Origin of the sequence: Lelliottia nimipressuralis (assembly GCF_004402045.1) — a bacterium.
Classification (GTDB): Bacteria; Pseudomonadota; Gammaproteobacteria; order Enterobacterales; family Enterobacteriaceae; genus Enterobacter; species Enterobacter chinensis.
Window position 1 is genome coordinate 992,262 of sequence record NZ_SOMG01000030.1, and the last position, 25,881, is coordinate 1,018,142.

Annotated in this window: 17 protein-coding genes, 2 tRNA genes and 1 other RNA gene; 8 read left to right on the forward strand and 12 right to left on the reverse strand. The window is 57.7% G+C overall.

From position 1 onward, the window contains the following. Positions 1 to 75: 75 nt before the first annotated feature. The 3 genes from galU to rssA form a co-directional block, all read right to left on the reverse strand. On the reverse strand, positions 76 to 984 hold the full coding sequence (gene galU, locus E3U32_RS22360) for a UTP--glucose-1-phosphate uridylyltransferase GalU (RefSeq protein ID WP_134350564.1): 909 nt from the start codon (positions 982 to 984) through the stop codon (positions 76 to 78). A 200-nt stretch (positions 985 to 1,184) separates the two neighbouring features. Beyond that, on the reverse strand, positions 1,185 to 2,198 hold the full coding sequence (rssB, locus tag E3U32_RS22365; RefSeq protein ID WP_134350565.1) for a two-component system response regulator RssB: 1,014 nt from the start codon (positions 2,196 to 2,198) through the stop codon (positions 1,185 to 1,187). A 91-nt stretch (positions 2,199 to 2,289) separates the two neighbouring features. Then, on the reverse strand, positions 2,290 to 3,192 hold the full coding sequence (rssA, locus tag E3U32_RS22370) for a patatin-like phospholipase RssA (protein WP_134350566.1): 903 nt from the start codon (positions 3,190 to 3,192) through the stop codon (positions 2,290 to 2,292). A gap of 115 nt (positions 3,193 to 3,307) precedes the next feature. Between rssA and E3U32_RS22375 the strand changes: the two genes are divergently transcribed. From E3U32_RS22375 to E3U32_RS22395, 5 genes are all read left to right on the forward strand, one after another. Next, positions 3,308 to 3,766, forward strand: coding sequence for a YchJ family protein (locus E3U32_RS22375; protein WP_134350567.1), 459 nt, complete (start codon positions 3,308 to 3,310; stop codon positions 3,764 to 3,766). A gap of 47 nt (positions 3,767 to 3,813) precedes the next feature. Beyond that, entirely contained in the window at positions 3,814 to 4,656 is an 843-nt protein-coding gene (purU, locus tag E3U32_RS22380) for a formyltetrahydrofolate deformylase (RefSeq protein WP_023335983.1), read from the forward strand. Positions 4,657 to 4,814: 158 nt separating this feature from the next. After that, positions 4,815 to 4,899 (forward strand) — tRNA-Tyr (locus E3U32_RS22385). Positions 4,900 to 4,934: 35 nt separating this feature from the next. Next, positions 4,935 to 5,019: transfer RNA gene (locus E3U32_RS22390), tRNA-Tyr, on the forward strand. A 45-nt stretch (positions 5,020 to 5,064) separates the two neighbouring features. After that, positions 5,065 to 5,195, forward strand: a non-coding RNA gene (locus E3U32_RS22395) — RtT sRNA. Positions 5,196 to 5,279: 84 nt separating this feature from the next. Here the strand turns inward: E3U32_RS22395 and E3U32_RS22400 are convergent. Continuing rightward, positions 5,280 to 5,723 (reverse strand): Lrp/AsnC family transcriptional regulator, encoded by a 444-nt coding sequence (locus E3U32_RS22400; RefSeq protein ID WP_029740417.1) that lies wholly within the window; start codon positions 5,721 to 5,723, stop codon positions 5,280 to 5,282. 107 nt (positions 5,724 to 5,830) lie between these two features. On the opposite strand from E3U32_RS22400, the gene E3U32_RS22405 reads away from it, so the two are divergent. Next, on the forward strand, positions 5,831 to 6,727 hold the full coding sequence (locus tag E3U32_RS22405; protein ID WP_134350786.1) for a DMT family transporter: 897 nt from the start codon (positions 5,831 to 5,833) through the stop codon (positions 6,725 to 6,727). Here E3U32_RS22405 and narI read toward each other — a convergent pair. From narI to E3U32_RS22430, 5 genes are all read right to left on the reverse strand, one after another. Continuing rightward, positions 6,724 to 7,401: a respiratory nitrate reductase subunit gamma gene (gene narI, locus E3U32_RS22410; protein WP_134350568.1), complete on the reverse strand. Its 678-nt coding sequence runs from the start codon at positions 7,399 to 7,401 to the stop codon at positions 6,724 to 6,726. The two genes, E3U32_RS22405 and narI, sit on opposite strands and share 4 nt — an antisense overlap. Next, entirely contained in the window at positions 7,401 to 8,111 is a 711-nt protein-coding gene (gene narJ, locus E3U32_RS22415) for a nitrate reductase molybdenum cofactor assembly chaperone (protein WP_134350569.1), read from the reverse strand. Before narJ ends, narI begins: the two co-directional genes overlap by 1 nt. Next, positions 8,108 to 9,643 carry a nitrate reductase subunit beta gene (narH, locus tag E3U32_RS22420; protein WP_134350570.1) on the reverse strand — a complete coding sequence of 512 codons (1,536 nt, stop codon included), beginning with the start codon at positions 9,641 to 9,643 and terminating at the stop codon, positions 8,108 to 8,110. Before narH ends, narJ begins: the two co-directional genes overlap by 4 nt. After that, the gene (locus E3U32_RS22425; RefSeq protein ID WP_134350571.1) at positions 9,640 to 13,383 is read right to left on the reverse strand and encodes a nitrate reductase subunit alpha; all 3,744 of its coding nucleotides are present in this window, start codon (positions 13,381 to 13,383) and stop codon (positions 9,640 to 9,642) included. The genes narH and E3U32_RS22425 overlap by 4 nt, the downstream gene beginning before the upstream one ends. Positions 13,384 to 13,762: 379 nt before the next feature. Further along, the gene (locus E3U32_RS22430) at positions 13,763 to 15,160 is read right to left on the reverse strand and encodes a NarK family nitrate/nitrite MFS transporter (protein WP_134350572.1); all 1,398 of its coding nucleotides are present in this window, start codon (positions 15,158 to 15,160) and stop codon (positions 13,763 to 13,765) included. Between the two features lie 309 nt (positions 15,161 to 15,469). On the opposite strand from E3U32_RS22430, the gene narX reads away from it, so the two are divergent. Continuing rightward, complete coding sequence (gene narX, locus E3U32_RS22435; RefSeq protein ID WP_134350573.1) at positions 15,470 to 17,266, forward strand: nitrate/nitrite two-component system sensor histidine kinase NarX; 1,797 nt, start codon at positions 15,470 to 15,472, stop codon at positions 17,264 to 17,266. Continuing rightward, positions 17,259 to 17,909: a two-component system response regulator NarL gene (narL, locus tag E3U32_RS22440; RefSeq protein ID WP_008499531.1), complete on the forward strand. Its 651-nt coding sequence runs from the start codon at positions 17,259 to 17,261 to the stop codon at positions 17,907 to 17,909. The genes narX and narL overlap by 8 nt, the downstream gene beginning before the upstream one ends. A 3-nt stretch (positions 17,910 to 17,912) precedes the next feature. Here the strand turns inward: narL and E3U32_RS22445 are convergent, their stop codons facing one another. The 3 genes from E3U32_RS22445 to nirB form a co-directional block, all read right to left on the reverse strand. After that, complete coding sequence (locus E3U32_RS22445) at positions 17,913 to 19,319, reverse strand: YchO/YchP family invasin (protein ID WP_134350574.1); 1,407 nt, start codon at positions 19,317 to 19,319, stop codon at positions 17,913 to 17,915. Between the two features lie 75 nt (positions 19,320 to 19,394). Continuing rightward, the gene (locus E3U32_RS22450; RefSeq protein ID WP_134350575.1) at positions 19,395 to 21,893 is read right to left on the reverse strand and encodes a nitrate reductase; all 2,499 of its coding nucleotides are present in this window, start codon (positions 21,891 to 21,893) and stop codon (positions 19,395 to 19,397) included. Then, entirely contained in the window at positions 21,890 to 25,879 is a 3,990-nt protein-coding gene (nirB, locus tag E3U32_RS22455; RefSeq protein ID WP_134350576.1) for a nitrite reductase large subunit NirB, read from the reverse strand. Before nirB ends, E3U32_RS22450 begins: the two co-directional genes overlap by 4 nt. Positions 25,880 to 25,881 lie beyond the last annotated feature (2 nt).

The window sequence follows — 25,881 nt, forward strand, 5'->3', positions numbered from 1 at the left end:
GGGCTTCGGAGTGTTACGGGCATAAAAAAACCGGTGGGCAGCGCCTCACCGGTTTCAGACATTAGCAATGCTGGCTTATTTCTTAATACCTACGTTCTCTTTGAGCCAGGCTTTAAATTCTTCACCAAGGGTGTTGTGGCGAATGCCATATTCAACAAATGCCTGCATATAACCGAGCTTATTACCGCAGTCATGGCTCTTACCCTTCATATGGTAAGCTTCAACGGTCTCTTTCTCGATCAGCATATCAATGGCATCAGTCAGCTGGATCTCATCACCTGCTCCTGGAGGCGTTTTCGCCAGCAGAGGCCAGATTTCAGCACTCAGGACATAGCGACCTACAACGGCCAGGTTCGAAGGCGCTACGTCGGCTTTAGGCTTCTCTACCACGCCAATCATTGGCACACTTTCACCCGGTTCAAGGTTAACACCTTTGCAGTCAACCACACCGTAAGCCGTTACGTCGTCAACAGGCTCAACCATGATCTGGCTACTACCTGTATCGTCAAAACGTTTGATCATCTCAGCCAGATTATCCTGAGAAAGATCGGATTCATATTCGTCCAGAATAACGTCTGGCAGAATTACCGCTACAGGCTCATCACCCACAACAGGATGTGCACATAGCACAGCGTGGCCCAGACCTTTAGCCAGCCCCTGACGAACCTGCATAATGGTAACGTGCGGAGGGCAAATAGACTGAACTTCTTCTAACAGCTGACGCTTAACACGTTTTTCCAGCATGGCTTCAAGTTCAAAGCTTGTATCGAAATGGTTTTCGATAGAGTTTTTTGATGAATGTGTAACCAGCACAATTTCCGTGATGCCGGCTGCGATACATTCATTAACGACATACTGGATTAATGGCTTATCAACCAGAGGCAGCATTTCTTTAGGAATCGCCTTAGTTGCTGGTAACATCCTGGTCCCCAATCCCGCTACCGGGATGACGGCCTTTCTGACTTTCGAATTTAGGGCAGCCATTCAAATTCTCCTGAGCTGTTCAAGTTTTGAACTTTTATGCAATAAATAACGCGTTAAGTATATCAGCCTCGCCCCACAGTCCGGGTCTGAAAAGAACGCGTTGCCGATCAATTAGGATAAATACGCATGAATCTGGGCAGCGATAGTAGCACTCCCCGTAAAACACAGGTAAAGCAATCTTAAAATTACGATCCATTTGCTTATTCCGTGGACAACATTAAGCGTAGTCGTCCCCCGGCACCCCAAATTTGGCACTGCCAGGAAGAACAGCGATGGCTAATTTGATTAAGATAAGCCGTTCCCAATGTCCCAAGCGGCACACCGTTACTCACCTCAATATGATGTTCACCGGTATTCAGTGAAGCGTTGAGGCCGGCAGAAACGAGGATAAGATTCTTTAAACCGCTGTGGTAATAACCGACCAGCAGCGGAAACTGTCCCGGTAAATTTGCCTGACGAAAAAGCTGGTTTACCTGTTTGAGCAAACTGCCTAACTCCGGCAACCGTTGCCCCTGATGTGATAACTGTTCCTGCAGTAAACCATTAAATAGCGCACGAAGGAGTAACGCCGCTAAGACACCATTATCCCCCGCGCGGGTGACATCAAGAGAATAAAACGCAAGATCGGAATCAGACAGCGGTGCAATATCCAGCACCAGTCCAGGTTGGTCTGCGGACACCAGCTGACGATAATTTATTCTGCAATGTGAAATGGTTTGCTGAACGGGCGGCTGGAGCTCTTGCAAAAGTTTCGCCGCGGCAGGCGGATCGCTGACCAGGGCATCCCAGTCCTGGAAAAGGCGCTCTTCTTCCTCTACCCGTGAATTAAACATATTTGGATAAAGGCACGCTAACACCGTTTCCCGTAACCGGTTCAGATCCTTGACCGGTTTAAGCAGTATATCCTGCACCCCAAGGCGCAACGCTTTGGCGATATCAGCCATATTCTCTGTGGCAGATATCACCAGAATCGGCGTCTGGTTGCCTTCATTACGCAGATGTTCAACCAGCTTCAGTCCATTCATACGCGGCATCGCAATGTCGCAAATCATCAAATCGGGCGTAATGCTGATCATTTTTTCCAGCGCGTCGATGCCATCTTCAGCCAGTGACGTGATTGCCCCCAGTGAGGATAACCACGAATCCAGTAGCGATCGGAAAACGGGCTCGTCTTCAACAATCAAAATGTGTTTTCCGGCCAATGGCTGCGTCATGGTTCCTCCCCTGGCTGACAGTTACTAAATAGTGGCATGCGATCGGCACTATCGCCTGTCAGATTTTGCTGAAGTAGTCAAAAAAAGGTGCTTAACGTGCTGTTCGCACAAAAGGTAGCAATTCGTCCATTTTCTTTTCGACGGCTAACGAGCCCGCTGCGATGGCGGCCTCAGCACGATGGAAATCAAGGGTAGAGATTTGCGGACAGTAAGGTTGAAGAAGAATATCTGGCGGATCGCCGGCCATACGATTGCGCTTAAGGCGATTCTCAAGCACCTGGATTGAAGTGGTCATGATTTCTATCGCCGTGGGCGCAGCAACCGAGCGTCGCGCGGCCATACGCCCGATTCTTCCGCGCAGGCGAGCATGCCAGGCCAGTTTCTCGCCTTCTGCATCTTCGCTCTGGAGATTGACCGGCATGAGGTCCTGTTGCATCAGATGAGCGTCATGCTGCAGGTCCACGGCAATGACGATGTCTGCCCCCATTGCACGCGTCAGCGAGATGGGAACCGGGTTAACGACTCCACCATCGACAAGCCAGTAACCGTTATGCGGGACAGGCGCCATTAACCCCGGCATACTGCAGGAGGCACGCACAGCAAGATGGATATCCCCTTCGGTGAGCCAAAGTTCGCGACCCGTGCTGAGATTCGTCGCAACGGCGCCAAAAGGCATGTGACAATCAGTGAAGTCTTCAAGAGGCATAACCTGGCGAAACTGATTAAAGACGCGCTCGCCGCGCAACAGCCCACCGCGCTGCCATGAGAGGTCCATCAGACGCAGCACGTCCCAGTAACTGAAGGAGCGTACCCAGGTCTCGAGTTCCGGCAGCTTCCCGCACGCATAAGCGGAGCCGACAAGCGATCCTATTGAGCACCCTGCAACAATATCGACGTCAACGCCCATCTGATTTAAAGCATTAATCACGCCGATGTGTGACCATCCCCGGGCTGCACCTGAGCCCAGCGCCAGTCCAATTTTAACCTTTCTCATTAGCCCTGTTTTACGTCCCCTGGATTCCTGACATAGCGTCAATGCAACAGCTCAGTTAACATAGTGCTACCCGAAGCGTTTTACGCCCTTATTTTTTTGTTCCAGGAAGAGAATCGTGTCTCAACTCTGCCCTTGTGGTAGCGCTCTGGAGTATAGCCTATGTTGCCAGCGATATCTTTCTGGCGATCAGGTTGCGCCAGACCCGTCACACCTCATGCGTTCACGGTACACTGCTTTTGTGATCAAAGACGCAGACTATCTGATCAAAACCTGGCACCCGTCCTGCCACGCAGCCGAATTCAGACAGGACATCGAAGCCGGGTTCGCGAACACGCAATGGCTCGGCCTTACCGTCTATGAATCCTCAGCAGGCAATCATATTGATGAAGGTTATGTCAGTTTTGTAGCCCGCTTTACCGAGAATAATAAGCCCGGTGCCATTATCGAACGTTCCCGGTTCTTAAAGGAAAGCGGGCAATGGTATTATATTGACGGAACGCGCCCGCAGTTTGGTCGTAACGATCCCTGCCCATGTGGTTCAGGTAAAAAATTTAAAAAGTGTTGCGGGCAGTAGCTGCCTGACAACCCAGACTTCGCAAATACAAACAGGATTTCCCGGCGATGCAATCATTACAACGTAAAGTTCTGCGCACCATCTGTCCCGATCAAAAAGGACTGATCGCACGAATTACCAACATTTGTTACAAACATGAACTGAATATCGTGCAGAACAACGAGTTCGTTGACCACCGTACCGGTCGCTTCTTCATGCGTACCGAACTGGAAGGTATTTTCAACGACACCACCCTGCTTGCCGATCTGGACAGCGCGCTGCCGGAAGGTTCCGTGCGTGAACTGACCCCCGCAGGCCGACGCCGCGTCGTGATTCTGGTGACCAAGGAAGCACACTGTCTTGGCGACCTGCTGATGAAAGCCAACTATGGCGGTCTGGACGTCGAAATTGCTGCCGTTATCGGCAACCACGAGACGCTGCGCACGCTGGTCGAACGTTTTGATATTCCGTTCGAGCTGGTCAGCCACGAAGGCCATACCCGTGAAGAACACGACGATCTGATGGCGCAGGCCATTGAAGCGCATAACCCGGACTACGTTGTTCTGGCGAAATATATGCGCGTGCTGACGCCATCCTTCGTAGCGCGCTTCCCGAACAAGATCATCAACATTCACCACTCGTTCCTGCCGGCCTTTATTGGCGCACGCCCATACCACCAGGCGTACGAGCGCGGTGTGAAGATCATCGGTGCGACCGCGCACTACGTGAATGACAACCTGGACGAAGGTCCAATCATTATGCAGGACGTGATTCATGTAGATCACACCTACACTGCCGAAGATATGATGCGCGCGGGGCGTGACGTTGAGAAGAATGTGCTGAGTCGTGCGCTGTATCAGGTGCTGGCGCAGCGGGTCTTCGTGTACGGCAACAGAACCATCATTCTTTAATCTTTCGGAAAATGAATTGATTAGCTTTGCGCCTTTACGGATAAAAAGCAGGCAAACAGCTTCATTTCCCTAAAGGAATGCTTTACAGGGGCGTCTCATTTGATATGATGCGCCCCGCTTCCAGCAGGAAGCAGGCCAGTAAAAAAGCATTGCCCCGTGGTGGGGTTCCCGAGCGGCCAAAGGGAGCAGACTGTAAATCTGCCGTCATCGACTTCGAAGGTTCGAATCCTTCCCCCACCACCATCTCTCAGCATCACCTCAAAATTTGAATTACCCCTGGTGGGGTTCCCGAGCGGCCAAAGGGAGCAGACTGTAAATCTGCCGTCATCGACTTCGAAGGTTCGAATCCTTCCCCCACCACCATCACTTTTAAATGACTCTAAACTTTCTGTTCGCACCGGGCATCATGCATTTCCGTAACGGGGAAGGATGAGAAGCTTCGACTAAGGTTCGATTCGAGCGTAGCGAGAAAGCGTTGCCGCAGGCAACGACCCGAAGGGCGAGGCGCAACGCGCCGAGTCATCCTTCCCCCACCACCATCACTTCCAAAAATCATAACAAAATCGAACCGAGTCCACCTTCGTAGGCCGGGTAAGGCGCAGCCGCCACCCGGCAACAGACAGCTACATCGGCGGCAAGCGTCGCTTCACCGGCGAGCTTTTCACAATCGACGTATTGCACTGGGCATGTTCTGCCAGCCCGTCCAGCAACACATCCAGTTGCTCGATTGACCGCACCACCAGCCGGATAACAAAGCAGTCTTCACCGGTCACTTTGTCGCTCTCAATACACTCCGGCATCGCCTGAATGTACTTATCCACCTTATGCAATAATCCCGGCAAAGGCCGCACGCGCACCAGCGCCTGCAGCGTATACCCTAGCGCCGCCAGATTCACCCGTGCGCCATACCCCTGAATCACGCCACGCTCTTCCAGCCGTTTCAGGCGCTCTGCCGTGCTGGGTGACGTCAGACCGATACGCCCGCTGAGCACCTTCAGGGACATGCGCGCATCCTCGACCAGACAGGCTAGAATTTGTCGGTCGATATCATCGAGAAGGTATTCCATCGTTTTCACCTAATTTTAAAAAGCCATTAACGTATTCAACCTTATATCACCCCTGTAAAACCCGTCAGCAATTTTCGACAATAGCGTCATTAATCAGGAGGTGGATGATGCGTGATTTCCATAAAGGCGTCTGGCAGATGAGCCTGGCGATGTTAATTTCCGGCTCTATCGGCGCATTTGTATTACTTTCCGGTCTGCCTGTGACGGAAGTGGTGTTCTGGCGCTGCCTTATCGGGGCTATGGCGCTTTTTATTTTTATCCGGGTCAGTCAAAAGCCTTTTAGTCCCCTCACCCGCACCACACTGCTGTTGGCTATTCTCGGCGGCGTGGCGCTCGTGGTGAACTGGCTGCTGCTCTTCGCCGCCTATGAACGGATCTCTATTGGTCTTTCTACCGTGGTCTATAACACCCAGCCGTTTATGCTGGTCTTGATGGGGATGTTTTTAGGCGAACGCGTCAGCCTGGTGAAATGGGGCTGGCTGTTCCTCGCCTTCGGCGGCGTGGTGATATTGCTCTCCAGCGAGCTGACCGGTGCGCATGGCAGCGAATGGCTTGCCGGAATCGGCCTGGCGATGGCCGCGGCGTTCTTCTACGCGGTCACGGCCATTATTGCCCGCAAACTCAGGTCCATAGCGCCACAGCATATTGCCTTTATTCAGGTGCTGACCGGCGTAGTGATGCTTCTGCCGTTTGCCCGCATGCCGTCATTTTCCGCTGATTTCCCCTGGCCGATCCTGCTGACGCTGGGCATCGTCCATACCGGCATCATGTACCAGCTGCTCTATAGCGCGATTCAGAAGCTGCCTACGCCCATTACCGGCTCGCTGTCGTTTATCTATCCGGTGGTAGCGATTATTGTCGATAATCTGGTATTCGGACACTCGCTGAACCTGACGCAGCTGGCGGGCGGCGCACTGATATTGTTTGCTGCGGCTGGCAATAACCTGGGCTGGGGCGAAAAAAAACCCCGCGAGTGCGGGGTTGGTATCAAAACGGCAAATTAGCGACGGGCGCGTACAATCTGGTATTTGCGCGTCAGGTACTCCACCGGCGCGCTCCAGATATGCACCAGACGAGAGAACGGGAACAGCACAAACAGCGTCATACCCAGCACCAGATGGACGCGGAAGATAAACGCTACGCCGTCCAGGTGTGCAGACGCTCCGCCGTGGAAGGTGACAACGGACTGCGCCCAGCCGACCAGCTTCATCATTTCGCTGCCGTCCATATGCTGCGCAGAAAACGGAATGGTCAGCAGACCCAACGCGCACTGCACCATCAGCAGAGAGAGGATCAGGATATCCGCCCCGGTCGTGGTTGCACGCACACGCGGGCTGAATAGACGACGCTTAAGCAGCAGCAGGCCACCAACCAGAGTCATCACGCCGCAGGCACCGCCGGCGATCATCGCCATCTTCTGCTTCACCTCGATCGGCAGCCACGCTTCGTACATCCAGTGCGGCGTCAGCATCCCGAGGAAGTGACCGGCAAAAATCCCCAGAATACCGATGTGGAACAGGTTAGAGCCCACATGCATCCCTTTACGATCCAGCATCTGGCTGGAGGCAGCGCGCCAGGTATACTGGCCGTAGTCATAACGCAGCCAGCTTCCCACCAGGAACACGGTGCCCGCGATATACGGGTAGATGTCAAAGAAGAACATATTCAGGAAGTGCATTATTGCTGTCCTCCGTTAGAGATATTCAAATATTGCGGGGCAACGGCTCCGGCAAAACGACGCTGGTGAGCAGAGATTTCAGACTCGCCGCAGTTCTGGTCAGCAAAGAATTTCACCTGTTCTTCTTCCCAGACGGCATCCAGCGCTTGCGGGGTATCGTCGCGGGCTTCATCGGCGATTTTCTCCGCCACTTTTTCACTGTCTACCGACGCGTTGGCCAGCTTCACCAGCAGATCGAACAGCACCGCGTAGCGGCTCTCGCGCTGCTGAAGCCGCGCGCCGAGCAGCGCAAGGATCGGCGCGATGTCCTGCAAACCACCCAGCGCCTCCTCTTTCGGCAGCTGCGCCAGATATTCCAGATAGAGCGGCAGGTGGTCCGGCAGCTCGCGGCTGTCGAGCTGCAGTCCGTGCTGCTCGTACTGCGCCATCAGGTCAACCATCGCCTGACCGCGGTCGCGGGACTCACCGTGAACGTGTTCAAACAGCAGCAACGAGGTTGCACGACCACGGTCAAACAGCTGGCTGTAGTCTGCCTGCGCATCAAGAAGGTCGCGCGCAAACAGGTCGCGGAGGAAAACGCCAAGCCGCTGGGCATCCTCTTTATCCAGGTTTTCAGATGCCGCAAGTGCATCAAAGAGCTCCTGCTGATGCTGCGCAAGCGCAGCATCCGGGTACTCGAGCAGACGCGAAACAATGACGAGTTCAATCATGAGTGCGGCTCCGTTTTACTGGTCACATCCATGGCGTCGATGCGGCGGCTGTTGAACAGGTTGAATTTGCTGTCTGACCCGTGGCAGCCGTCGCCAAAGGTAAAGCCACAGCCGTTTTTCTCCGGGAAGGCTTCGCGGGCCAGCTCACGATGGCTGCTCGGCACCACGAAGCGGTCTTCGTAGTTGGCAATCGCCAGGTAGCGGTACATCTCCTGCGCCTGCGCTTCGGTCAGACCAACCTCTTCCAGCGCGCGGGTATCGGTCACGCCGTCCACGGTTTCGGCACGTTTGAAGTGGCGCATCGCCAGCATACGTTTCAGCGCCAGCAGTACCGGCTGGGTATCGCCTGCGGTCAGCAGGTTCGCCAGGTACTGAACCGGGATACGCAGGCTTTCCACGTCCGGCAGAATGCCGTTGCTGCCCAGCTCGCCCGCATCCGCGGCTGACTGAATCGGCGACAGAGGCGGCACGTACCAGACCATCGGCAGCGTGCGGTATTCCGGATGCAGCGGCAGGGCCAGCTTCCAGTCCATCGCCATTTTGTACACCGGAGACTGCTGCGCGGCGTCGATCACGCTCTGCGGAATGCCGTCCTTCAGCGCCTGCTCTATCACTTTCGGATCGTTCGGATCGAGGAACACGTCCAGCTGACGCTGATACAGATCTTTCTCGTGCTCGGTGCTCGCGGCATTTTCAATCACGTCCGCGTCGTACAGCAGCACGCCGAGGTAGCGGATACGGCCTACGCAGCTCTCGGAGCAGACGGTCGGCATACCGGCTTCAATACGCGGGTAGCAGAAGATGCACTTCTCAGACTTGCCGCTCTTCCAGTTGAAGTAGATTTTTTTGTACGGGCAACCGGTGATGCACATACGCCAGCCGCGGCACTTGTCCTGGTCGATCAGGACGATACCGTCTTCTTCACGCTTGTAGATGGCGCCGCTCGGGCAGGTCGCCACGCACGCCGGGTTGAGGCAGTGCTCGCACAGGCGCGGCAGATACATCATGAAGGTGTTTTCGAACTGGCCGTACATCGCCTTTTGCATATTCTCGAAATTCTGGTCTTTAGCGCGTTTTTCGAACTCGCCGCCCAGAATCTCTTCCCAGTTTGGACCGCTGGTGATCTTGTCCATGCGCTTCCCGGTGATCAGCGAGCGAGGACGGGCGATCGGCTGGTGTTTACTTTCCGGCGCGTTGTGCAGGTTCTGGTAGTCGTAGTCAAACGGCTCGTAGTAATCGTCGATACCCGGCAGGTGCGGGTTAGCGAAAATTTTACCGAGCAGCATCGCACGGTTACCCATGCGCGGCTGCAGCTTGCCGTTGATTTTGCGGATCCAGCCGCCCTTCCACTTCTCCTGGTTTTCCCAGTCGGTCGGGAAGCCGGTGCCCGGCTTACTTTCCACGTTGTTGAACCAGGCGTATTCCATACCTTCACGGCTGGTCCAGACGTTTTTACAGGTGACCGAGCAGGTATGACAGCCGATGCATTTATCCAGATTCAGCACCATGCCGACTTGTGAACGAATTTTCATTTTACGCTCTCCTGTACCTGGTCATTACCTTCGCCGTCTAACCAGTTAATATTCTTCATCTTACGTACCACCACGAACTCATCGCGGTTCGATCCTACGGTGCCGTAGTAGTTAAAGCCGTAGGCCAGCTGCGCATAGCCGCCGATCATATGGGTCGGCTTCGGCGTAATACGGGTCACGGAGTTGTGGATCCCGCCGCGCTGCTCGGTGATTTCTGAACCCGGCAGATTAACGATACGTTCCTGCGCGTGGTACATCATGGTCATACCGGCCGGTACGCGCTGGCTCACTACCGCACGCGCCGTCAGGGCACCGTTGCTGTTGAACACTTCAATCCAGTCGTTATCTTCAATACCCAGATCTTTGGCGTCCGCCTCGCTCATCCAGACAATCGGACCGCCGCGCGACAGGGTCAGCATCAGCAGGTTGTCGCTGTAGGTGGAGTGGATACCCCACTTCTGGTGCGGCGTCAGGAAGTTCAGCGCCTTCTCAGGGTTACCGTTCGATTTCGCACCCATCACGGCTTTCACAGAGCGGGTGTCAATTGGCGGACGGTAAACCAGCAGGCTTTCACCGAAGTCGCGCATCCACTGGTGATCCTGATACAGCGACTGACGGCCGGACAGGGTACGCCATGGGATCAGCTCGTGAACGTTGGTGTAGCCGGCGTTGTAAGACACATGTTCATCTTCAAGGCCAGACCAGGTCGGGCTGGAGATAATCTTGCGCGGCTGTGCCTGAATATCGCGGAAGCGGATTTTCTCTTCCTCTTTATTCGTCGCCAGGTGCGTATGGTCGCGACCGGTGAACTCGCTCAGCGCCGCCCAGGCTTTCACCGCAACGTGGCCGTTGGTTTCCGGTGCCAGGGTCAGGATCATCTCTGCCGCATCAATCGCCGTGTTCAGCATTGGCTGGCCTTTCGCCGGGCCGTCCGCTTTGGTGTAGTTGAGCTTGCGCAGCAGATCCATTTCGCTCTGGGTGTTCCAGGCAATCCCTTTCCCGCCGTTACCGATTTTCTCCATCAATGGGCCGATAGAGGTAAAGCGCTCGTACGTTGCCGGGTAATCACGTTCAACCGGAATAATGTGCGGTGCGGTCACGCCCGGGATCAGGTCGCATTCGCCTTTTTTCCAGTCCTTCACGTCCAGCGGCTGCGCCAGTTCGGCGGCGGAGTCGTGCTGGATTGGCAGCGTCACCACGTCGGTCTCTTTGCCGAGGTGTCCCACGCAAACTTCAGAGAATTTCTTCGCGATGTCCTTGTAGATATCCCAGTCGCTTTTCGATTCCCACGCCGGATCAACGGCCGCAGACAGCGGATGAATAAACGGATGCATATCCGAGGTATTCATGTCGTCTTTTTCGTACCAGGTCGCGGTTGGCAGCACAATGTCGGAGTACAGGCAGGTGCTGGACAGACGGAAGTCGAGCGTCACTACCAGATCCAGCTTGCCGTCGAGACCGTTGTCTTTCCACTCCACCTCTTCCGGCTTCACGCCGCCCTGCTTGCCGAGATCTTTACCCTGGATACCGTTTTCGGTACCGAGCAGGTATTTCAGCATGTACTCGTGGCCTTTACCGGACGAGCCCAGCAGGTTGGAGCGCCAGATGAACAGGTTACGCGGATGGTTTTTACCGTTTTCCGGCTGTTCTGCCGCGAAACGGATTGAGCCGTCCTTGAGGGATTTAACGGTGTAATCCACCGGCGACATCCCCGCTTTCTTCGCCTCTTCTGCAATGCGCAGCGGGTTGGTACCCAGCTGAGGCGCAGACGGCAGCCAGCCCATGCGCTCTGCGCGCACGTTGAAGTCAATCAGGTGGCCGCTGTAGCGGGATTTATCCGCCATCGGCGACAGCAATTCCTGCGCGGTGACCGTTTCATAGCGCCACTGGCTGGAGTGATTATAGAAATAAGAGGTGCTGTTCATGTGGCGTGCCGGACGCTGCCAGTCGAGGGCAAACGCCAGCGGCTGCCAGCCGGTCTGCGGACGCAGTTTTTCCTGACCCACGTAGTGCGCCCAGCCGCCGCCACTCTGACCGACGCAGCCGCAGAAGATCAGCATGTTGATCAGGCCACGGTAGTTCATGTCGAGGTGATACCAGTGGTTCAGACCCGCACCGACGATGATCATTGAACGGCCGTGGGTCTTGTCGGCGTTTTCAGCGAATTCACGTGCGATACGGGTAATATGCCCGCGAGGAACGCCGGTGATCTGTTCCGCCCATGCCGGGGTATAGGCCTTCACGTCGTCATAGCTGGTTGCGCAGTTTTCATCGCCCAGACCGCGTTCCAGACCATAGTTCGCCATGGTCAGGTCATAAACGGTAGTGACCAGCACGGTAGACCCGTCGGCCAGCTGCAGGCGTTTTACCGGCAGCTTATGCATCAGGATGTTCTGCAGCTCGACCTTGTTGAAATGCTCGGAACCTTCACCGCCAAAATACGGGAAGCCAACCTCGGCGATCTCGTCCTGGCTACCTAGCATGCTCAGGCGCAGTTCAGTCTCTTCACCGGTTGTGCCATTGCGTTGCTCAAGGTTCCACTTGCCCTTCTCGCCCCAGCGGAAGCCAATAGAGCCGTTTGGCGCCACCAGCTCGCCGTTGCTGTTATACGCGACGGTTTTCCACTCAGGATTATTTTCCTGACCCAGGGCGTCCACCAGATCGGCAGCGCGCAGCGTGCGGCCAGCAGCATAGTAACCCTCACGCTCTTCCAGCATGACCAGCATCGGCATGTCGGTGTAGCGGCGGACGTAGTCGGTGAAGTACTGGCTTGGCTTATCAAGGTGGAACTCACGCAGCATGACGTGGCCCATCGCCATCGCCATCGCGGCATCGGTACCCTGTTTCGGAGCCAGCCACAGATCGCACAGCTTGGCGATTTCGGCGTAGTCCGGGGTTACCGCCACGGTTTTGGTGCCTTTGTAACGCACTTCGGTAAAGAAGTGCGCGTCCGGCGTACGGGTCTGAGGCACGTTAGAGCCCCAGGCGATAATGTAGCTGGAGTTGTACCAGTCAGCGGATTCCGGCACGTCGGTCTGCTCGCCCCAGGTCTGCGGAGACGCAGGCGGCAGGTCGCAGTACCAGTCGTAGAAGCTCAGGCAGGTACCGCCGATAAGCGACAGGTAGCGTGCGCCGGAGGCGTAAGAGACCATCGACATCGCCGGGATGGGCGAGAAGCCCGCCACGCGGTCCGGACCATAGGTTTTGACGGTGTAGACGTTGGAAGCGGCAATCAGCTCGTTCACCTCTTTCCAGGAAGAACGTACAAAACCACCGCGGCCGCGGGCCTGCTTAAAGCTTTTCGCTTTGTCCGCGTCTTCGATAATAGACGCCCAGGCATCAACCGGATCGCTGTGCTGCACCTTCGCTTCACGCCACATTTTCATCAGGCGCTTGCGCATCAGAGGGTATTTGAGGCGGTTTGCGCTGTAGAGATACCAGGAGTAGCTGGCGCCACGCGGGCAGCCACGCGGTTCGTGGTTTGGCATATCAGGGCGGGTGCGCGGATAGTCGGTCTGCTGCATTTCCCAGGTCACCAGACCGTTTTTAACGAATATCTTCCAGCTACATGAGCCAGTGCAGTTCACGCCGTGGGTTGAACGGACGACTTTGTCATGCTGCCAGCGCTGGCGGTAACCGTCTTCCCAGTCCCGGTTGGTATCCAGAACCTGGCCGTGCCCATCGGCAAACGTTTCACCCTTCTGTTTGAAGTAGCGAAACCGGTCCAAAAATTTGCTCATCGGGTATCTCCTGTGTGGAGCCTGTGGCTCTCTAAATCGACATTGCTGATTTGCAGCGAAGGTAACGCCCTGAAAGAGGGGGAGAATTGATAACGATCAAGACGACGAGGGACTTTCTGGCGAGGGGTTATACCAAATACCACCAAAGCGGTATCTTTATGAATTGCGTATCAACATGAAATATATCGTTATTTTTATTTTATCGTACAAAAGGCAGGGTAAAATTTAACATCTCAGGTATTAAGGGGTAGAGCGCCCTGCAAAGCGATGGCGATCACAATGTTACCTGCGGGCTTTTGCTGCTAATCCATCAGTATGTTGTAACTATTTCCAACCCAAAAAAACGCGGCCCGAAGGCCGCGTAAACGGATAATCACACTTACTTATTTTTCTTGGTATTACGGCCATATACCAGCCACGTGATCGCGACGCAGGCGATATAGAAGACGAGGAAGACTTTCATTGCACCCGCCGGAGAGCCGGTCAGGTCCAGAGAGATACCGAACGCTTTCGGGATAAAGAAGCCGCCAATCGCGCCGATGGCAGAGATAAAGCCCAGTGCCGCAGCCGTATCCGTCGCCGCTTCGCGCATCGCCTGCTCTTCGCTTCCACCCTGCGCTTTTACGCGGTCCATGGTCAGCTTACGGAAAATAACGGAGATCATCTGGAAGGTAGACGCACTCCCCAGCCCAGCCGTCAGGAACAGCACCATAAACACGCCGAAGAAGGCGATGAAGTTACCGCCCTGTCCGTCGACGGGCAGCGTCAGGAACAGCAGTGCACAGAAGACCGCCATCATGACGAAGTTAACCAGGGTCACGCGGGTACCGCCCAGGCGGTCAGACACCATGCCGCCCAGCGAACGCGCCAGCGCACCAATGAACGGTCCGAAGAAGGCAAAGTGCAGGATCTGAATTTCCGGGAACTGGGTTTTCGACAGCATCGCGAAGCCCGCAGAGAAACCGATGAACGAACCGAAGGTTGCCAGATACAGCAGCGCCATCACCCACAGATGACCGCGTTTCAACACAGGCAGCTGTTCGCTCAGCGACGCCTTCGACGCGGACAGGTCATTCATAAAGAACCAGGCTGCGAGGGTAAAGACCACCAGGAACGGTACCCAAATCCAGGCTGCATTTTGCAGGTACAGGGAAGAGCCATCCGCCTGCTCAACGCCACCGCCGCCAAAGGCCGCAAAAATGGAGACCGAGATCGCCAGCGGAGCAATCAGCTGCATCACGCTGACGCCCATATTCCCCAGACCGCCGTTAATGCCCAGCGCGCCGCCCTGCTTCGCTTTCGGGAAGAAGAAGCTGATGTTCGCCATGCTGGAGGCGAAGTTCGCGCCCGCAAAGCCGCACAGCAGGGAGATAATCACGAACACGCTGAACGGCGTGGAGGTATCCTGCACCGCGAAGCCGAGCCACACGCAAGGGACGATCATGATGCCCGTACTGAACGCCGTCCAGCGACGACCGCCAAAGACCGGCACCATAAACGCGTAGGGTACACGCAGCAGCGCGCCTGACAGCGACGGCAGCGCGGTCAGCATAAACAGCTGATCGGTCGTAAACGTAAACCCAACTTTTGGCAGGTTGACCGCCACCGCACTAAACAACATCCATACGCAAAACGCTAATAACAAACATGGCACGGAAATCCACAGATTCCGGCTTGCTACACGATGGCCGCGCTGTTGCCAGAACGCCGGATCCTCTGGACGCCAGTCTGTAATAACGGCACCATTTTCCCTTTCGGGAGCGGATGAGTGACTCATAGACACCTCTGATTCTCGAATGATGCTGCAAACATTAGGGTTTTAGGGCGGCGGTAAGTTGATATAAATCAAAGGAAAAGTGGGAGGATTTGCGGCACAAAAAAAGGCCTTACCCTTAGTGAGTAGGCTAATTCGGTAAAAAAGACGTGGTTTTTCACGGCACTGACGGTTCATTGCTACCCCCACCACCTTCCCCCTACTCCGTTGGCAATTTAGGGGTAATCCTTTATTGGTATGGGTATACTCCAGGGTATGCACCAGAATAGCGCCATTCCTGCAAGCAGGCCACGTCAGGAGCACGCCAACTCTATGTTAAAAAGATGTTTATCACCGCTGACGCTCGTGAATCAGGTCGCCCTGATTGTTTTGCTGTCCACCGCCATCGGCGTGGCCGGCATGGCGATTTCCGGCTGGCTGGTACAGGGAGTACAGGGTAATGCGCATGCTATTAATGAGGCAGGCTCGCTACGCATGCAGAGTTATCGCCTGCTGGCGTCGGTTCCCCTGACGCAGGATGACAGGCCCCTGATCGATGAAATGGAGCGCACGGCGTTCAGCCCCGAGCTGGAAAATGCCGCCATTCGCGCCGGCCAACAATCCCAGCTTAAAGCCCTTCAGGGGTACTGGCACACCCAGCTGCAGCCAGGCCTGAAACAGGCGCGTAGTGCAGAGGCTGTTGCCCAGGACGTTGCGGGGTTCGTCTCACGCATTGATGCGCTGGTCTCCGCTTTCGACCAAACCACCGAATTACGCATCGACCGGGTGGTGATGGTGCACCGCGCCATGGCGCTGTTTATGGGGCTGCTGCTGATCTTCACCATCGTCTGGCTCCGCGCGCGGCTCTTGAATCCCTGGAAACAGCTGCTGGCAATGGCCCGCGCGGTCACCGCGCGCGATTTTACCCAGCGCACGCACATCAGCGGGCGCAACGAGATGGCGATGCTCGGGCAGGCGCTGAATACCATGTCGGCTGAACTCTCCGAGAGCTACGCGGTGCTGGAACAGCGCGTTCAGGAAAAGACGGCGGGGCTTGAGCAGAAAAACGAAATCCTCTCCTTCCTGTGGCAGGCCAACCGTCGGCTGCACATGCAGGTGCCGCTATGCGAACGCCTCTCGCCGGTGCTGAACGGCCTGCAAAATCTGACCCTGCTTCATGACCTTGAACTGCGGGTCTACGATGTGGAAGACGAAGATAACCATCAGGAATTTACCTGTCAGTCCGATATGTCCTGCGATGACAAAGGCTGCCATCTTTGCCCTCGCGGCCTGCCGCCGCTCACCTCCAGCGGCACCACCCTGAAGTGGCGGCTGACGGACAGCCACACCCAGTACGGTATTCTGCTTGCAACCCTCCCGGCCGGGCGTCATCTGAGCCACGACCAGCAGCAGCTGGTTGATACGCTGGTCGAACAGCTAACGGCCACGCTGGCGCTCGACAGACATCAGGAAAAGCAGCAGCAGCTGATCGTCATGGAAGAGCGCGCGACCATCGCCCGCGAGCTTCACGACTCTATCGCCCAGTCGCTCTCCTGTATGAAAATGCAGGTGAGCTGCCTGCAGATGCAGGATGCAGAGATGCCCGAAAGTAACAAGCAGCTGCTCAGCCAGATCCGCAACGAGCTGAATACCTCCTGGATACAGCTTCGCGAGCTGCTGACCACCTTCCGTCTGCAGCTGACCGAGCCGGGCCTGCGTCCGGCGCTGGAGTCCAGCTGCCACGAATTTAGCGCCCGGCTGGGGTTCCCGGTGAAGCTGGACTACCAGCTGCCGCCGCGGTTTGTCCCCTCCCACCAGGCCATCCATTTACTGCAGATCGCCCGTGAAGCGCTGAGCAACGTGCTCAAGCATGCCGGCGCAACGGCGGTAACGGTCACCGTCAGCCAGCACAACAATCAGGTGAAGCTGACGGTTCACGACAACGGCCGCGGCGTGCCGGAAAATGCCGAACGAACGAACCACTACGGTTTAATTATTATGCGAGACCGCGCCCAAAGCCTGCGCGGTGATTGCCAGGTTCGCCGGAGAGAGACGGGTGGCACGGAAGTTGTCGTCACCTTTATTCCCGAAAAACCGCTCACAACTGCTCAAGGAGAAACCCATGACTAATCAGGAACCGGCATCCATCCTGTTGATCGACGACCATCCGATGCTGCGTACTGGCGTGAAACAGCTGGTCAGCATGGCACCCGATATCACCGTGGTTGGCGAAGCCAGCAACGGCGAACAGGGCATTGAGCTTGCCGAATCCCTCGATCCCGATCTGATCCTGCTCGATCTGAATATGCCGGGCATGAACGGCCTGGAAACCCTCGACAAGCTGCGGGAAAAATCGCTTTCCGGACGCATCGTCGTCTTTAGCGTGTCGAACCATGAAGAGGATGTGGTCACGGCGCTGAAGCGCGGGGCGGATGGGTATCTGCTGAAGGATATGGAGCCGGAAGACTTGCTTAAGGCGCTACAGCAGGCTGCGGCGGGCGAGATGGTGCTCAGCGAGGCCTTAACGCCGGTCCTGGCCGCCAGCCTGCGGGCAAACCGCGCCACCTCCGACCGTGATGTCAGCCAGCTAACGCCGCGCGAGCGCGATATTCTCAAACTCATTGCCCAGGGGCTGCCGAACAAAATGATCGCCCGCCGCCTGGATATCACCGAAAGCACGGTCAAAGTGCACGTGAAACATATGCTGAAGAAAATGAAATTAAAATCCCGCGTTGAAGCCGCCGTGTGGGTGCATCAGGAACGCATTTTCTAAGGATCACTCCTCCGGCAGCAGCTTCCAGCGCGGGTCGTTGCCAGGTAATGCGACCAGCGGCTGCACCACTGTCAGCACGATCTCATTGGACGAGACGCGCTGGCCTTTCTCATCTTCCACCACTGCCGACAGGTGCCAGCGGTTTGTCGCCGCTTCACTCCCATCCCAGGCAGGCATAATCACGCTCCAGCCGTCGCTGCTATTGCTTTTAGCCGGCGATGTCAGACTCAACGCCTGAGTATCACCCTGCCAGTGGATCTGACGGATGCCATGCGTGCTGCGAACCTGCAGCTTCAGGATCACAGTCTCGCCCCCTTTCAGATCCCACGGCGGCGTGGCCAGCCAGACGGACAGCGTTTTCCGCTGACGGAACTCCATCACCGGCAGGCTATTGCGCTCCGGCGAGTCATAGCGGCTTCCGCGCAGGGAACGCGTGGCGGCGACTTCACTAGCCGAAAGCTGTTTGGCCAGCGGCACGCCAAAGCGGTAGTTGAGCTTCAGCCCGAGGTTATCCTGGCTCTCTCCACTCTCGCCCTGCTTATGCGCGGCGGTCAGCGTGACCAGCGGAACGGGGGTATAATTAAGCCCCAGATTCACTGCCACAGGATTGCGATAGCCGGTTCCGCTGTTGAACAGGTCGACGTTATCGCCAAAGTATTGCTCGAAGCTCACGCTGGTATTCAGATGATGGAACCACGGCAGCCAGGCGTTGGCCGTCACGTCGTATCCGCGCGCCATGCGCTGCTCCTGAACGTCGGAGCGCTCGCGCCAGCTGGCAAAGGGCTGATAATAGTTCGCTGACAGGCGCAGATTTTCCCCCCACGCTTCCGCCCCCAGCCCGGCACGCTGCAGGTTTTCGTCCAGCAGGTTATCGTAAAAGGTGTTGTAGCCCAGCAGCCATTTCCCGGCGACCCAGCGCTGTCCAACTCCGGCATTACTGACCAGGCCATCCGTCTGCTGCGTCAGGCCAAGCTGGCTCCAGCTCAGATAGCGGTTAGTATCATTCCAGGGGATAAACCAGCTCCCGCTGCTGCCGTTAAATTTGCCGTCGTTGTCCACCAGTAAATTCACGCTCGCGTTCCCCCAAGGCGAAAGCCAGGACTCAATCTGCTGGTTCACTTCGCCGCTCACCGCGTCGCGCACCTGACCAAACGCGAACTGCCGCGCCTGCTCGCCGGTGGTGAGGCCGTTATCGGTCATGCTGGCTTCGCCAAACGCTTTGGCCATTTCGGCCAGGTGCTTCTCCCCCTCGCCCGCTGGTGCCGCTATGCCGAGATCGGGCAAACTATCCCCATCATTATCGAAGGGGTTCTGCGCCTGATGCATAAAGGAATTCGGCGCACCGTGAGCGGCTCCAGCCGTAAGAAGGGAGAGTAAAACCAGCGTTCGGAAAGGGGGGGAAACAGTCATCAATGTCGTAAGAAATACCCGGTGCTTACGTAAGAACACCAGGTACCTTAACGCGATTTCTCCGTATTTGCAGCTTTACGGGGAATTTTCCGGAATTTCCTGAAACATTGTTTTGAGCTCCGGCACGCACGAACCGCAGTTGGTTCCGCAGCGTAACTGTGCGCCCAGCATGGAGACGGAATCACAACCTCCGGCAATTGCCTCCCGTATCGCCTTTTCCCCGACGCTGAAACAGCTACAGACAATGCGCCCCGGATCCGCCGCCTTGCCGATGCCCTGCCCGTTCAGCAGCGCATGGCGCGCAGCAGGCGTTGAGGGCGGCGATTGAAAAGCGGCTTCTATCACCGTATGCGCCAGCGCCGGTAGCGCGGTGTCCTCCCAGAAACCCAGCATCAGCTGGCCTTCATGCCAGGCCAGCACGCTGCTACGCTCACCGGTTTGAGCAACCTGAAGCTGCCAGCCCCGGCCGCTGGCGTAATCCATAATCCACGACAGCAGCGGTTTATCGCCCGCCACCGTCAGGCGTGACGCTTTGCGCCACCAGTAAACCGAAGCGGGCATTTCCAGCCGTTCGCGGGAGTAGAGTTCTCCCTGCCAGGCGGGCTGCCAGGGCATGATTCTGACGGCGGTTTGTTTACTCTCCGGCTGGCCCGACACCGGATCGCAGCGCCCTTCCACGAGCGCATTCACCTTTCCCTGGCGGGCAAACTCGGCGTTCCAGTGCATCGGGGCAAAAACCTCTCCTTCACGCTGTCCGTCGCTGACGCGCACTCTTGCCACCATGACGCCGCGCGGCGAGCTGATGCGCGCCAGCTGGTCGTCGCCCAGGGAAAACCGAACAGCGTCTGCGGGGCAAACCTCAACAAACGGCTCGGCTATATGCTGCATCAGTCTGGCCACGTATCCCGTTCGGGTCATGGTGTGCCACTGATCGCGAATGCGCCCGGTGTTGAGAATCAGCGGGTATAATGCGCTGACCGTCGCACCGTGCGACAGAGGGTTAACGATGACGATGTTTCGGCACGGAAAATCCCCCGTCGGCCACTGATAAGGCTCAAGCTGCTGCCACTCCTCACGGGTCAGCGCAGCCAGGTCATGAAGGTTTAGCGCCCGCGCGCCGTCATTTTCAAAGGCCGTCAGCGCCGCATGCTCGCAAAAAATCTCGTGGGGATGTTGCCAGGCAAACGCGTCGCTGTAGCCCAGCTGCTTTGCCACCTGCGCGACGATCCACCAGTCCGGCTTCGCTTCTCCCGGCGCGGGCAGAAACGCGCGCTGGCGCGAGATGCGCCGTTCCGAGTTAGTGACCGTGCCGTCCTTCTCCCCCCAGCCCAGCGCCGGAAAGCGAATATGGGCAAACCGGCCGGTGTCGGTGTCGTTCATCACCTCAGAGACAATCACCAGCGGGCAGCCTGCCAGCGCCTGACACACCGCGTGACTGTCCGGCAGCGAGACGGCAGGGTTGGTGCCCATGATCCACACCGCCTTCACCTCGCCGCGGGCAATGGCGTCAAACAGCTCCACCGCCATCAGCCCCGGGGTTTGCGCAAGCCGTTCCGTTCCCCAGAAACGCGCCACCCGCGAAAGATCGTCCGGCTCAAAGTTCATGTGCGCCGCCAGCTGATTTGCCAGCCCGCCCACTTCCCTTCCGCCCATCGCGTTAGGCTGTCCGGTCAGCGAAAACGGGCCGCAGCCCGGACGGTTAAATTTCCCGCTGGCAAGGTGAACGTTAATGATGGCGCTGCATTTGTCGCTGCCGCTGGAGGACTGGTTGATCCCCATTGTGTAGAGCGTGACGGCCCGGGGCGCCGTCATAAACCAGTCGTAAAAGGTGCCAATATCCTGCGGCAAAAGACCGCAAAATGCCGCCACGCGCTCAACGGGCCACTCATCCGCTCCCTGAATCAGGTTCAGCAGGCCGACAAATAATCCGGCATCACTCCCCGGCGCAAGCGCCAGATGCAGGTCGGCAATATCGCAGGTGGCGGTTCTGCGCGGGTCGATGACCACCACCTTCATCTCCGGATTGGCGTTCCGCGCCTGCACCAGCCGCTGATACAGCACCGGATGCGTCCAGGCCGCATTTGAGCCAACCAGCACCACCAGATCGCTGTTTTCTACATCCTCGTAGCTGCACGGCACGACGTCTTCACCGAAGGCGCGTTTATAGCCGACGACCGCCGACGACATGCAAAGCCGGGAGTTGGTATCAATGTTCGCCGCGCCGATAAACCCTTTCATCAGCTTATTGGCGGCGTAGTAGTCCTCGGTCAGCAACTGCCCGGACGCGTAAAATGCCACCGCCTGCGGCCCATAAGCGTCGATGATGTCCCGCAACCGTTCACCTGCCGTCCCCAGCGCCTGCGCCCAGCCCACCTCAACACCGTCAACAACGGGGTGCAGCAATCGCCCCTGCAGGCCCGTCGTTTCCCCCAGGGCAGCCCCTTTCACGCACAGTCGTCCAGCATTCGCCGGGTGGGTTTCATCCCCCCGAACGCTAACCATTTCATCTTCCACGCGGGCGACCACGCCGCAGCCGACCCCGCAGTAGGGGCACGTTGTCCGGGTTTCAGTCATGAGGCCTCCGCACGCATCACCAGGGCGTCGTTTCCGACCCACACTTTGCCGTCTTCAATTTTTACCGGCCAGGCGCGCACCGCAGGTTCGCCGTTATCCGCCTGACAGCCGTCGCGCAGGCGAATGCGCTGTTTATAGAGCGGGGAGATCACCACCGGCTCCCCCGCCGCATCGCCAAGAATGCCGCGGGAAAGCACGTTCGCGCTGCTGCCGGGCTCCCGATCGTCGAGGGCGTAAACGAACTCACCAAAGCGGAACAGCGCAATCGGCTTACGCCCAAGCCGCGCGCCAATGCCCGCCTGCTCGGGGATGTCGTCGATGCCGCACATTTCCTGCCAGCGCTTATTGTGATCCGCTGCGGCGTCATTCACGGCAGTGCGGAATAGCGCCAGACGGTTCGGATCGTTAAGCGTGGTCTGCCATTCGCACTGGTAGGTTTCCACCACCCGAGCCATCTCCTGCTCCAGCTCATGGGCGATGCCCAGGCTGTCGTTGAGGATCACCTCCCGCAGATAGTCGAGACCGCCTTCCAGGTTATCCATCCAGGTGCTGGTGCGCTGCAGGCGATCCGCCGTGCGGATGTAAAACATCAGGAAACGGTCAACGGTGCGGATCAGCGTTTCATCATCGAGATCGCTGGCGAAGAGATCCGCATGGCGCGGCTTTATGCCGCCGTTGCCGCACAGATAGAGGTTCCAGCCTTTGTCCGTGGCGATGACCCCGACGTCTTTACTCTGCGCCTCGGCGCATTCGCGGGTACAGCCTGAGACGGCCATTTTGATTTTGTGCGGCGCACGCAGGCCCTTGTAGCGGTGCTCCAGCCTGACCGCGAGGCCGGTGGAGTCCTGCACGCCGTAGCGACACCACGTCGACCCGACGCAGGATTTCACCGTGCGCAGGGATTTCCCGTAAGCATGCCCGGTTTCAAACCCGGCCTCCACCAGCGCCTGCCAAATCTCCGGCAGCTGCTCAAGGGTGGCACCGAAGAGGTCGATACGCTGGCCGCCGGTGATTTTGCTGTAAAGGCTGTAGCGTTTCGCAATCTGGCCGATGGCAATCAGCCCGTCGGCGGTCACTTCCCCTGCGGGCATACGCGGCACGATGGAGTAGGTGCCGTCCTTCTGGATGTTGGCAAAATAGCGGTCGTTGGTGTCCTGCAGCGGCAGGTGTGACGGTTTCAGCAGGTATTCATTCCAGCACGAGGCCAGCACCGACCCCACCAGCGGCTTGCAGATCTCACATCCGTGCCCCTGCCCGTAGCGGCTAATCAGCTGTTCGAAAGTGCGAATATGGTTAACGCGCACCAGGTGGTAAATCTCCTGACGCGAGTACGGGAAGTGTTCACAGATATCCTTTTTCACCTCCACGCCCTGCTCGGCAAGCTGGAACTCCATCACCTGCTTCACCAGCGCGCTACACCCGCCGCAGCCGGTTGCCGCTTTGGTGCACTGCTTGATGGCGCCGATGTCGGTCGCGCCGGCGCTCACCGCCTGGCAGATATCGCCTTTGCTGACGTTATGGCAGGAGCAGATTTGCGCGCTTTCCGGCAGCGCCGCCACGCCGAGCGCTTTTGGCGCGCTGCCTGACGATGCGGGTAAAATCAGCGTCTCCGGCTCTTTTGGCAGGGCAACCCCGTTGAGCATCATCTGCACCAGCGTGGCGTATTCGCTGGCATCGCCCACCAGCACGCCGCCCAACAGCGTTTTTCCGTCGTTGCTCACCACCATTTTCTTGTAGATTTGCTGCGGGCCATGCGTCCACTGGTAGCTCAGCGCGCCCGGCGTGCGCCCGTGAGCGTCACCGAACGAGGCCACGTCCACGCCCAGCAGCTTGAGTTTGGTGCTCATATCCGCGCCGGTAAAGGTTTTATCCTCACCCGCCAGCGCGGCGGCGGCCACCCGCGCCATCTGATAGCCGGGCGCGACCAGTCCGAAGATTTTCCCCTCCCACAGCGCGCATTCGCCTATGGCAAGCACGTCCGGATCGGAGGTACGACAGCCGTCGTCAATGCAGACCCCGCCGCGCTCGCCGATAGCCAGCCCGCTGCTGCGCGCCAGCGAGTCCTGGGGACGAATACCCGCAGAAAAGACCACCATGTCCGTTTCCAGCTGTTCGCCGTCGGCGAAGCGCAGCACCAGCCCGCCGTCCGCGATGGCGATCTCCGTCGTCGCTTTACTGGTGTGCACGCCGACCCCCAGCGCCTCGATTTTCTTGCGCAGCATCGCCGCGCCGTCGCCGTCGAGCTGGACCGCCATCAGATTGGGAGCAAACTCCACCACGTGGGTTTCCAGGCCCAGCTGTTTCAGGGCGTTGGCCGCTTCCAGCCCGAGCAACCCACCGCCAATCACCACGCCGCGGCGGGAGCCTGCCGCATGGGCCGCAATCGCGTCCAGATCGTCAAGGGTGCGGTAGACAAAGCAGCCCGGTAAATCGTTGCCCGGTACGGGCGGCACAAACGGGTATGAGCCGGTCGCCAGCACCAGTTTGTCCCAGTGGGTTTCATGTCCGCTGGCGGTGCGCACCACGCGTGCATCGCGATCGATAACGACGATCTGCTGCGACAGGCGCAGCTCAATGCCGTTGTCAGCAAAGAAATCCCCTTCCACCAGCGAGAGCGACTCCGCGCTGCGGCCGCCAAAATATTCCGACAGATGCACGCGGTCATAAGCGGCATAGCGCTCCTCACCAAAGACAACAATCTGATACTGCTGATGCAAATTGCGGCTAACGCAATCTTCGAGAAAATGATGGCCGACCATACCGTGTCCAACCACCACCAAAGTAGGTTTTGTCATAGCGTTCTGTCCTGCAACCTGCGGTTGCGTAGTGAAACGATCGAACAGCCAGTCCGCGTGGGCGGGCGCAGCCGTTGCCAGTAAATCGGTAAATGTCGCCGCGCTCCGGCAGTCGCCCATCAGCAGCACGCCAGCCAGCGCCCCGCGATGAATCAATAAGCGTCGGTAGTGGCGCGTCAGCGGATCCCATGCGCTCCAGACCACGTCGTCCGGCTGTTCCGTGGCGCGACCGGCGGTGAACAGTTCGATTCCCGTCACCTTGAGCCGCATCCCGCTGTCCGTTGGGGCAAAAGACGCTACGGCTTCACCGGCCAGCCGGGCGGCGAGGATATCCGCCTGCGCCAGACAGGGGGCGACCAGGCCAAAGGTCTGGCCATCGATCTCGCAGCATTCGCCAATGGCGCTGACGTTCGCAGCGGAGGTCTGCATCTGCGGGTTAACGACAATGCCGCGGGCGCAGTGGATGCCGCTGGCTTTTGCCAGTGAGATGTTGGGCTGTACCCCTGTCGTCAGCACCACCCGGGTGGCGCTAACCCGCTTACCGTCAGATAACGTCACCGAGTCCGCTGCGATGGACGCAATCCCTGACGACAGCGCGCAGCGTACTCCGCGCTCCGTCAGCGCCTCCTCGAGCAGGAGGCCAGCCTTCCGATCCAGCTGTTGTTCCATCAGCCACGCCCCGCGATGTACCAGCGTGACATTGTCACAACGATTTGCGAGCGCCGCCGCAGCCTCAACGCCGAGCACGCCGCCGCCCAGCACCACCGCCGGGCCCGGGATAGCCTGAATCGCATCGATATCCGCCAGCCGTCGGAAGGTAAACACATGAGACGCGTCGCCGCCGGGGATGGGTGGCACAAAGGGCGTTGAACCGGTGGCAAACACCAGCTCATCCCAGGCCAGCGTGGTTTGTGCTGTACGGACCAGCCGCTTCGCCACATCTACCGCGAGCACCTTTTCCCCCCTTCGCACGGTCACCCCCCGGGCCTCATACCAGGCGTCATCCTGCAGGCGGATCTGCTCTGCCTGTTTTTCCCCGCCCAGCACCGGAGAGAGCAGGATGCGGTTGTACGCGTGTTCAGGCTCATCGCCCAGCACGGTAATCGCGAAGCGACCGGGAGCACGCTCCGTCAGCGAAGCAATCAGCCGCGCTGCTGCCATCCCATTGCCGATAACGATCAGTCGCGTCATGG

What these genes read in the sequence shown, in the direction of transcription:
- galU (WP_134350564.1), bottom strand. Translation starts at nt 984, where the DNA reads ATGGCTGCCCTAAATTCGAAAGTCAGAAAGGCCGTCATCCCGGTAGCG.
- rssB (WP_134350565.1), bottom strand. Translation starts at nt 2,198, where the DNA reads ATGACGCAGCCATTGGCCGGAAAACACATTTTGATTGTTGAAGACGAG.
- rssA (WP_134350566.1), bottom strand. Translation starts at nt 3,192, where the DNA reads ATGAGAAAGGTTAAAATTGGACTGGCGCTGGGCTCAGGTGCAGCCCGG.
- purU (WP_023335983.1), top strand. Translation starts at nt 3,814, where the DNA reads ATGCAATCATTACAACGTAAAGTTCTGCGCACCATCTGTCCCGATCAA.
- E3U32_RS22400 (WP_029740417.1), bottom strand. Translation starts at nt 5,723, where the DNA reads ATGGAATACCTTCTCGATGATATCGACCGACAAATTCTAGCCTGTCTG.
- E3U32_RS22405 (WP_134350786.1), top strand. Translation starts at nt 5,831, where the DNA reads ATGCGTGATTTCCATAAAGGCGTCTGGCAGATGAGCCTGGCGATGTTA.
- narI (WP_134350568.1), bottom strand. Translation starts at nt 7,401, where the DNA reads ATGCACTTCCTGAATATGTTCTTCTTTGACATCTACCCGTATATCGCG.
- narJ (WP_134350569.1), bottom strand. Translation starts at nt 8,111, where the DNA reads ATGATTGAACTCGTCATTGTTTCGCGTCTGCTCGAGTACCCGGATGCT.
- narH (WP_134350570.1), bottom strand. Translation starts at nt 9,643, where the DNA reads ATGAAAATTCGTTCACAAGTCGGCATGGTGCTGAATCTGGATAAATGC.
- E3U32_RS22425 (WP_134350571.1), bottom strand. Translation starts at nt 13,383, where the DNA reads ATGAGCAAATTTTTGGACCGGTTTCGCTACTTCAAACAGAAGGGTGAA.
- E3U32_RS22430 (WP_134350572.1), bottom strand. Translation starts at nt 15,160, where the DNA reads ATGAGTCACTCATCCGCTCCCGAAAGGGAAAATGGTGCCGTTATTACA.
- narX (WP_134350573.1), top strand. Translation starts at nt 15,470, where the DNA reads ATGTTAAAAAGATGTTTATCACCGCTGACGCTCGTGAATCAGGTCGCC.
- narL (WP_008499531.1), top strand. Translation starts at nt 17,259, where the DNA reads ATGACTAATCAGGAACCGGCATCCATCCTGTTGATCGACGACCATCCG.
- E3U32_RS22445 (WP_134350574.1), bottom strand. Translation starts at nt 19,319, where the DNA reads ATGACTGTTTCCCCCCCTTTCCGAACGCTGGTTTTACTCTCCCTTCTT.
- E3U32_RS22450 (WP_134350575.1), bottom strand. Translation starts at nt 21,893, where the DNA reads ATGACTGAAACCCGGACAACGTGCCCCTACTGCGGGGTCGGCTGCGGC.
- nirB (WP_134350576.1), bottom strand. Translation starts at nt 25,879, where the DNA reads ATGACGCGACTGATCGTTATCGGCAATGGGATGGCAGCAGCGCGGCTG.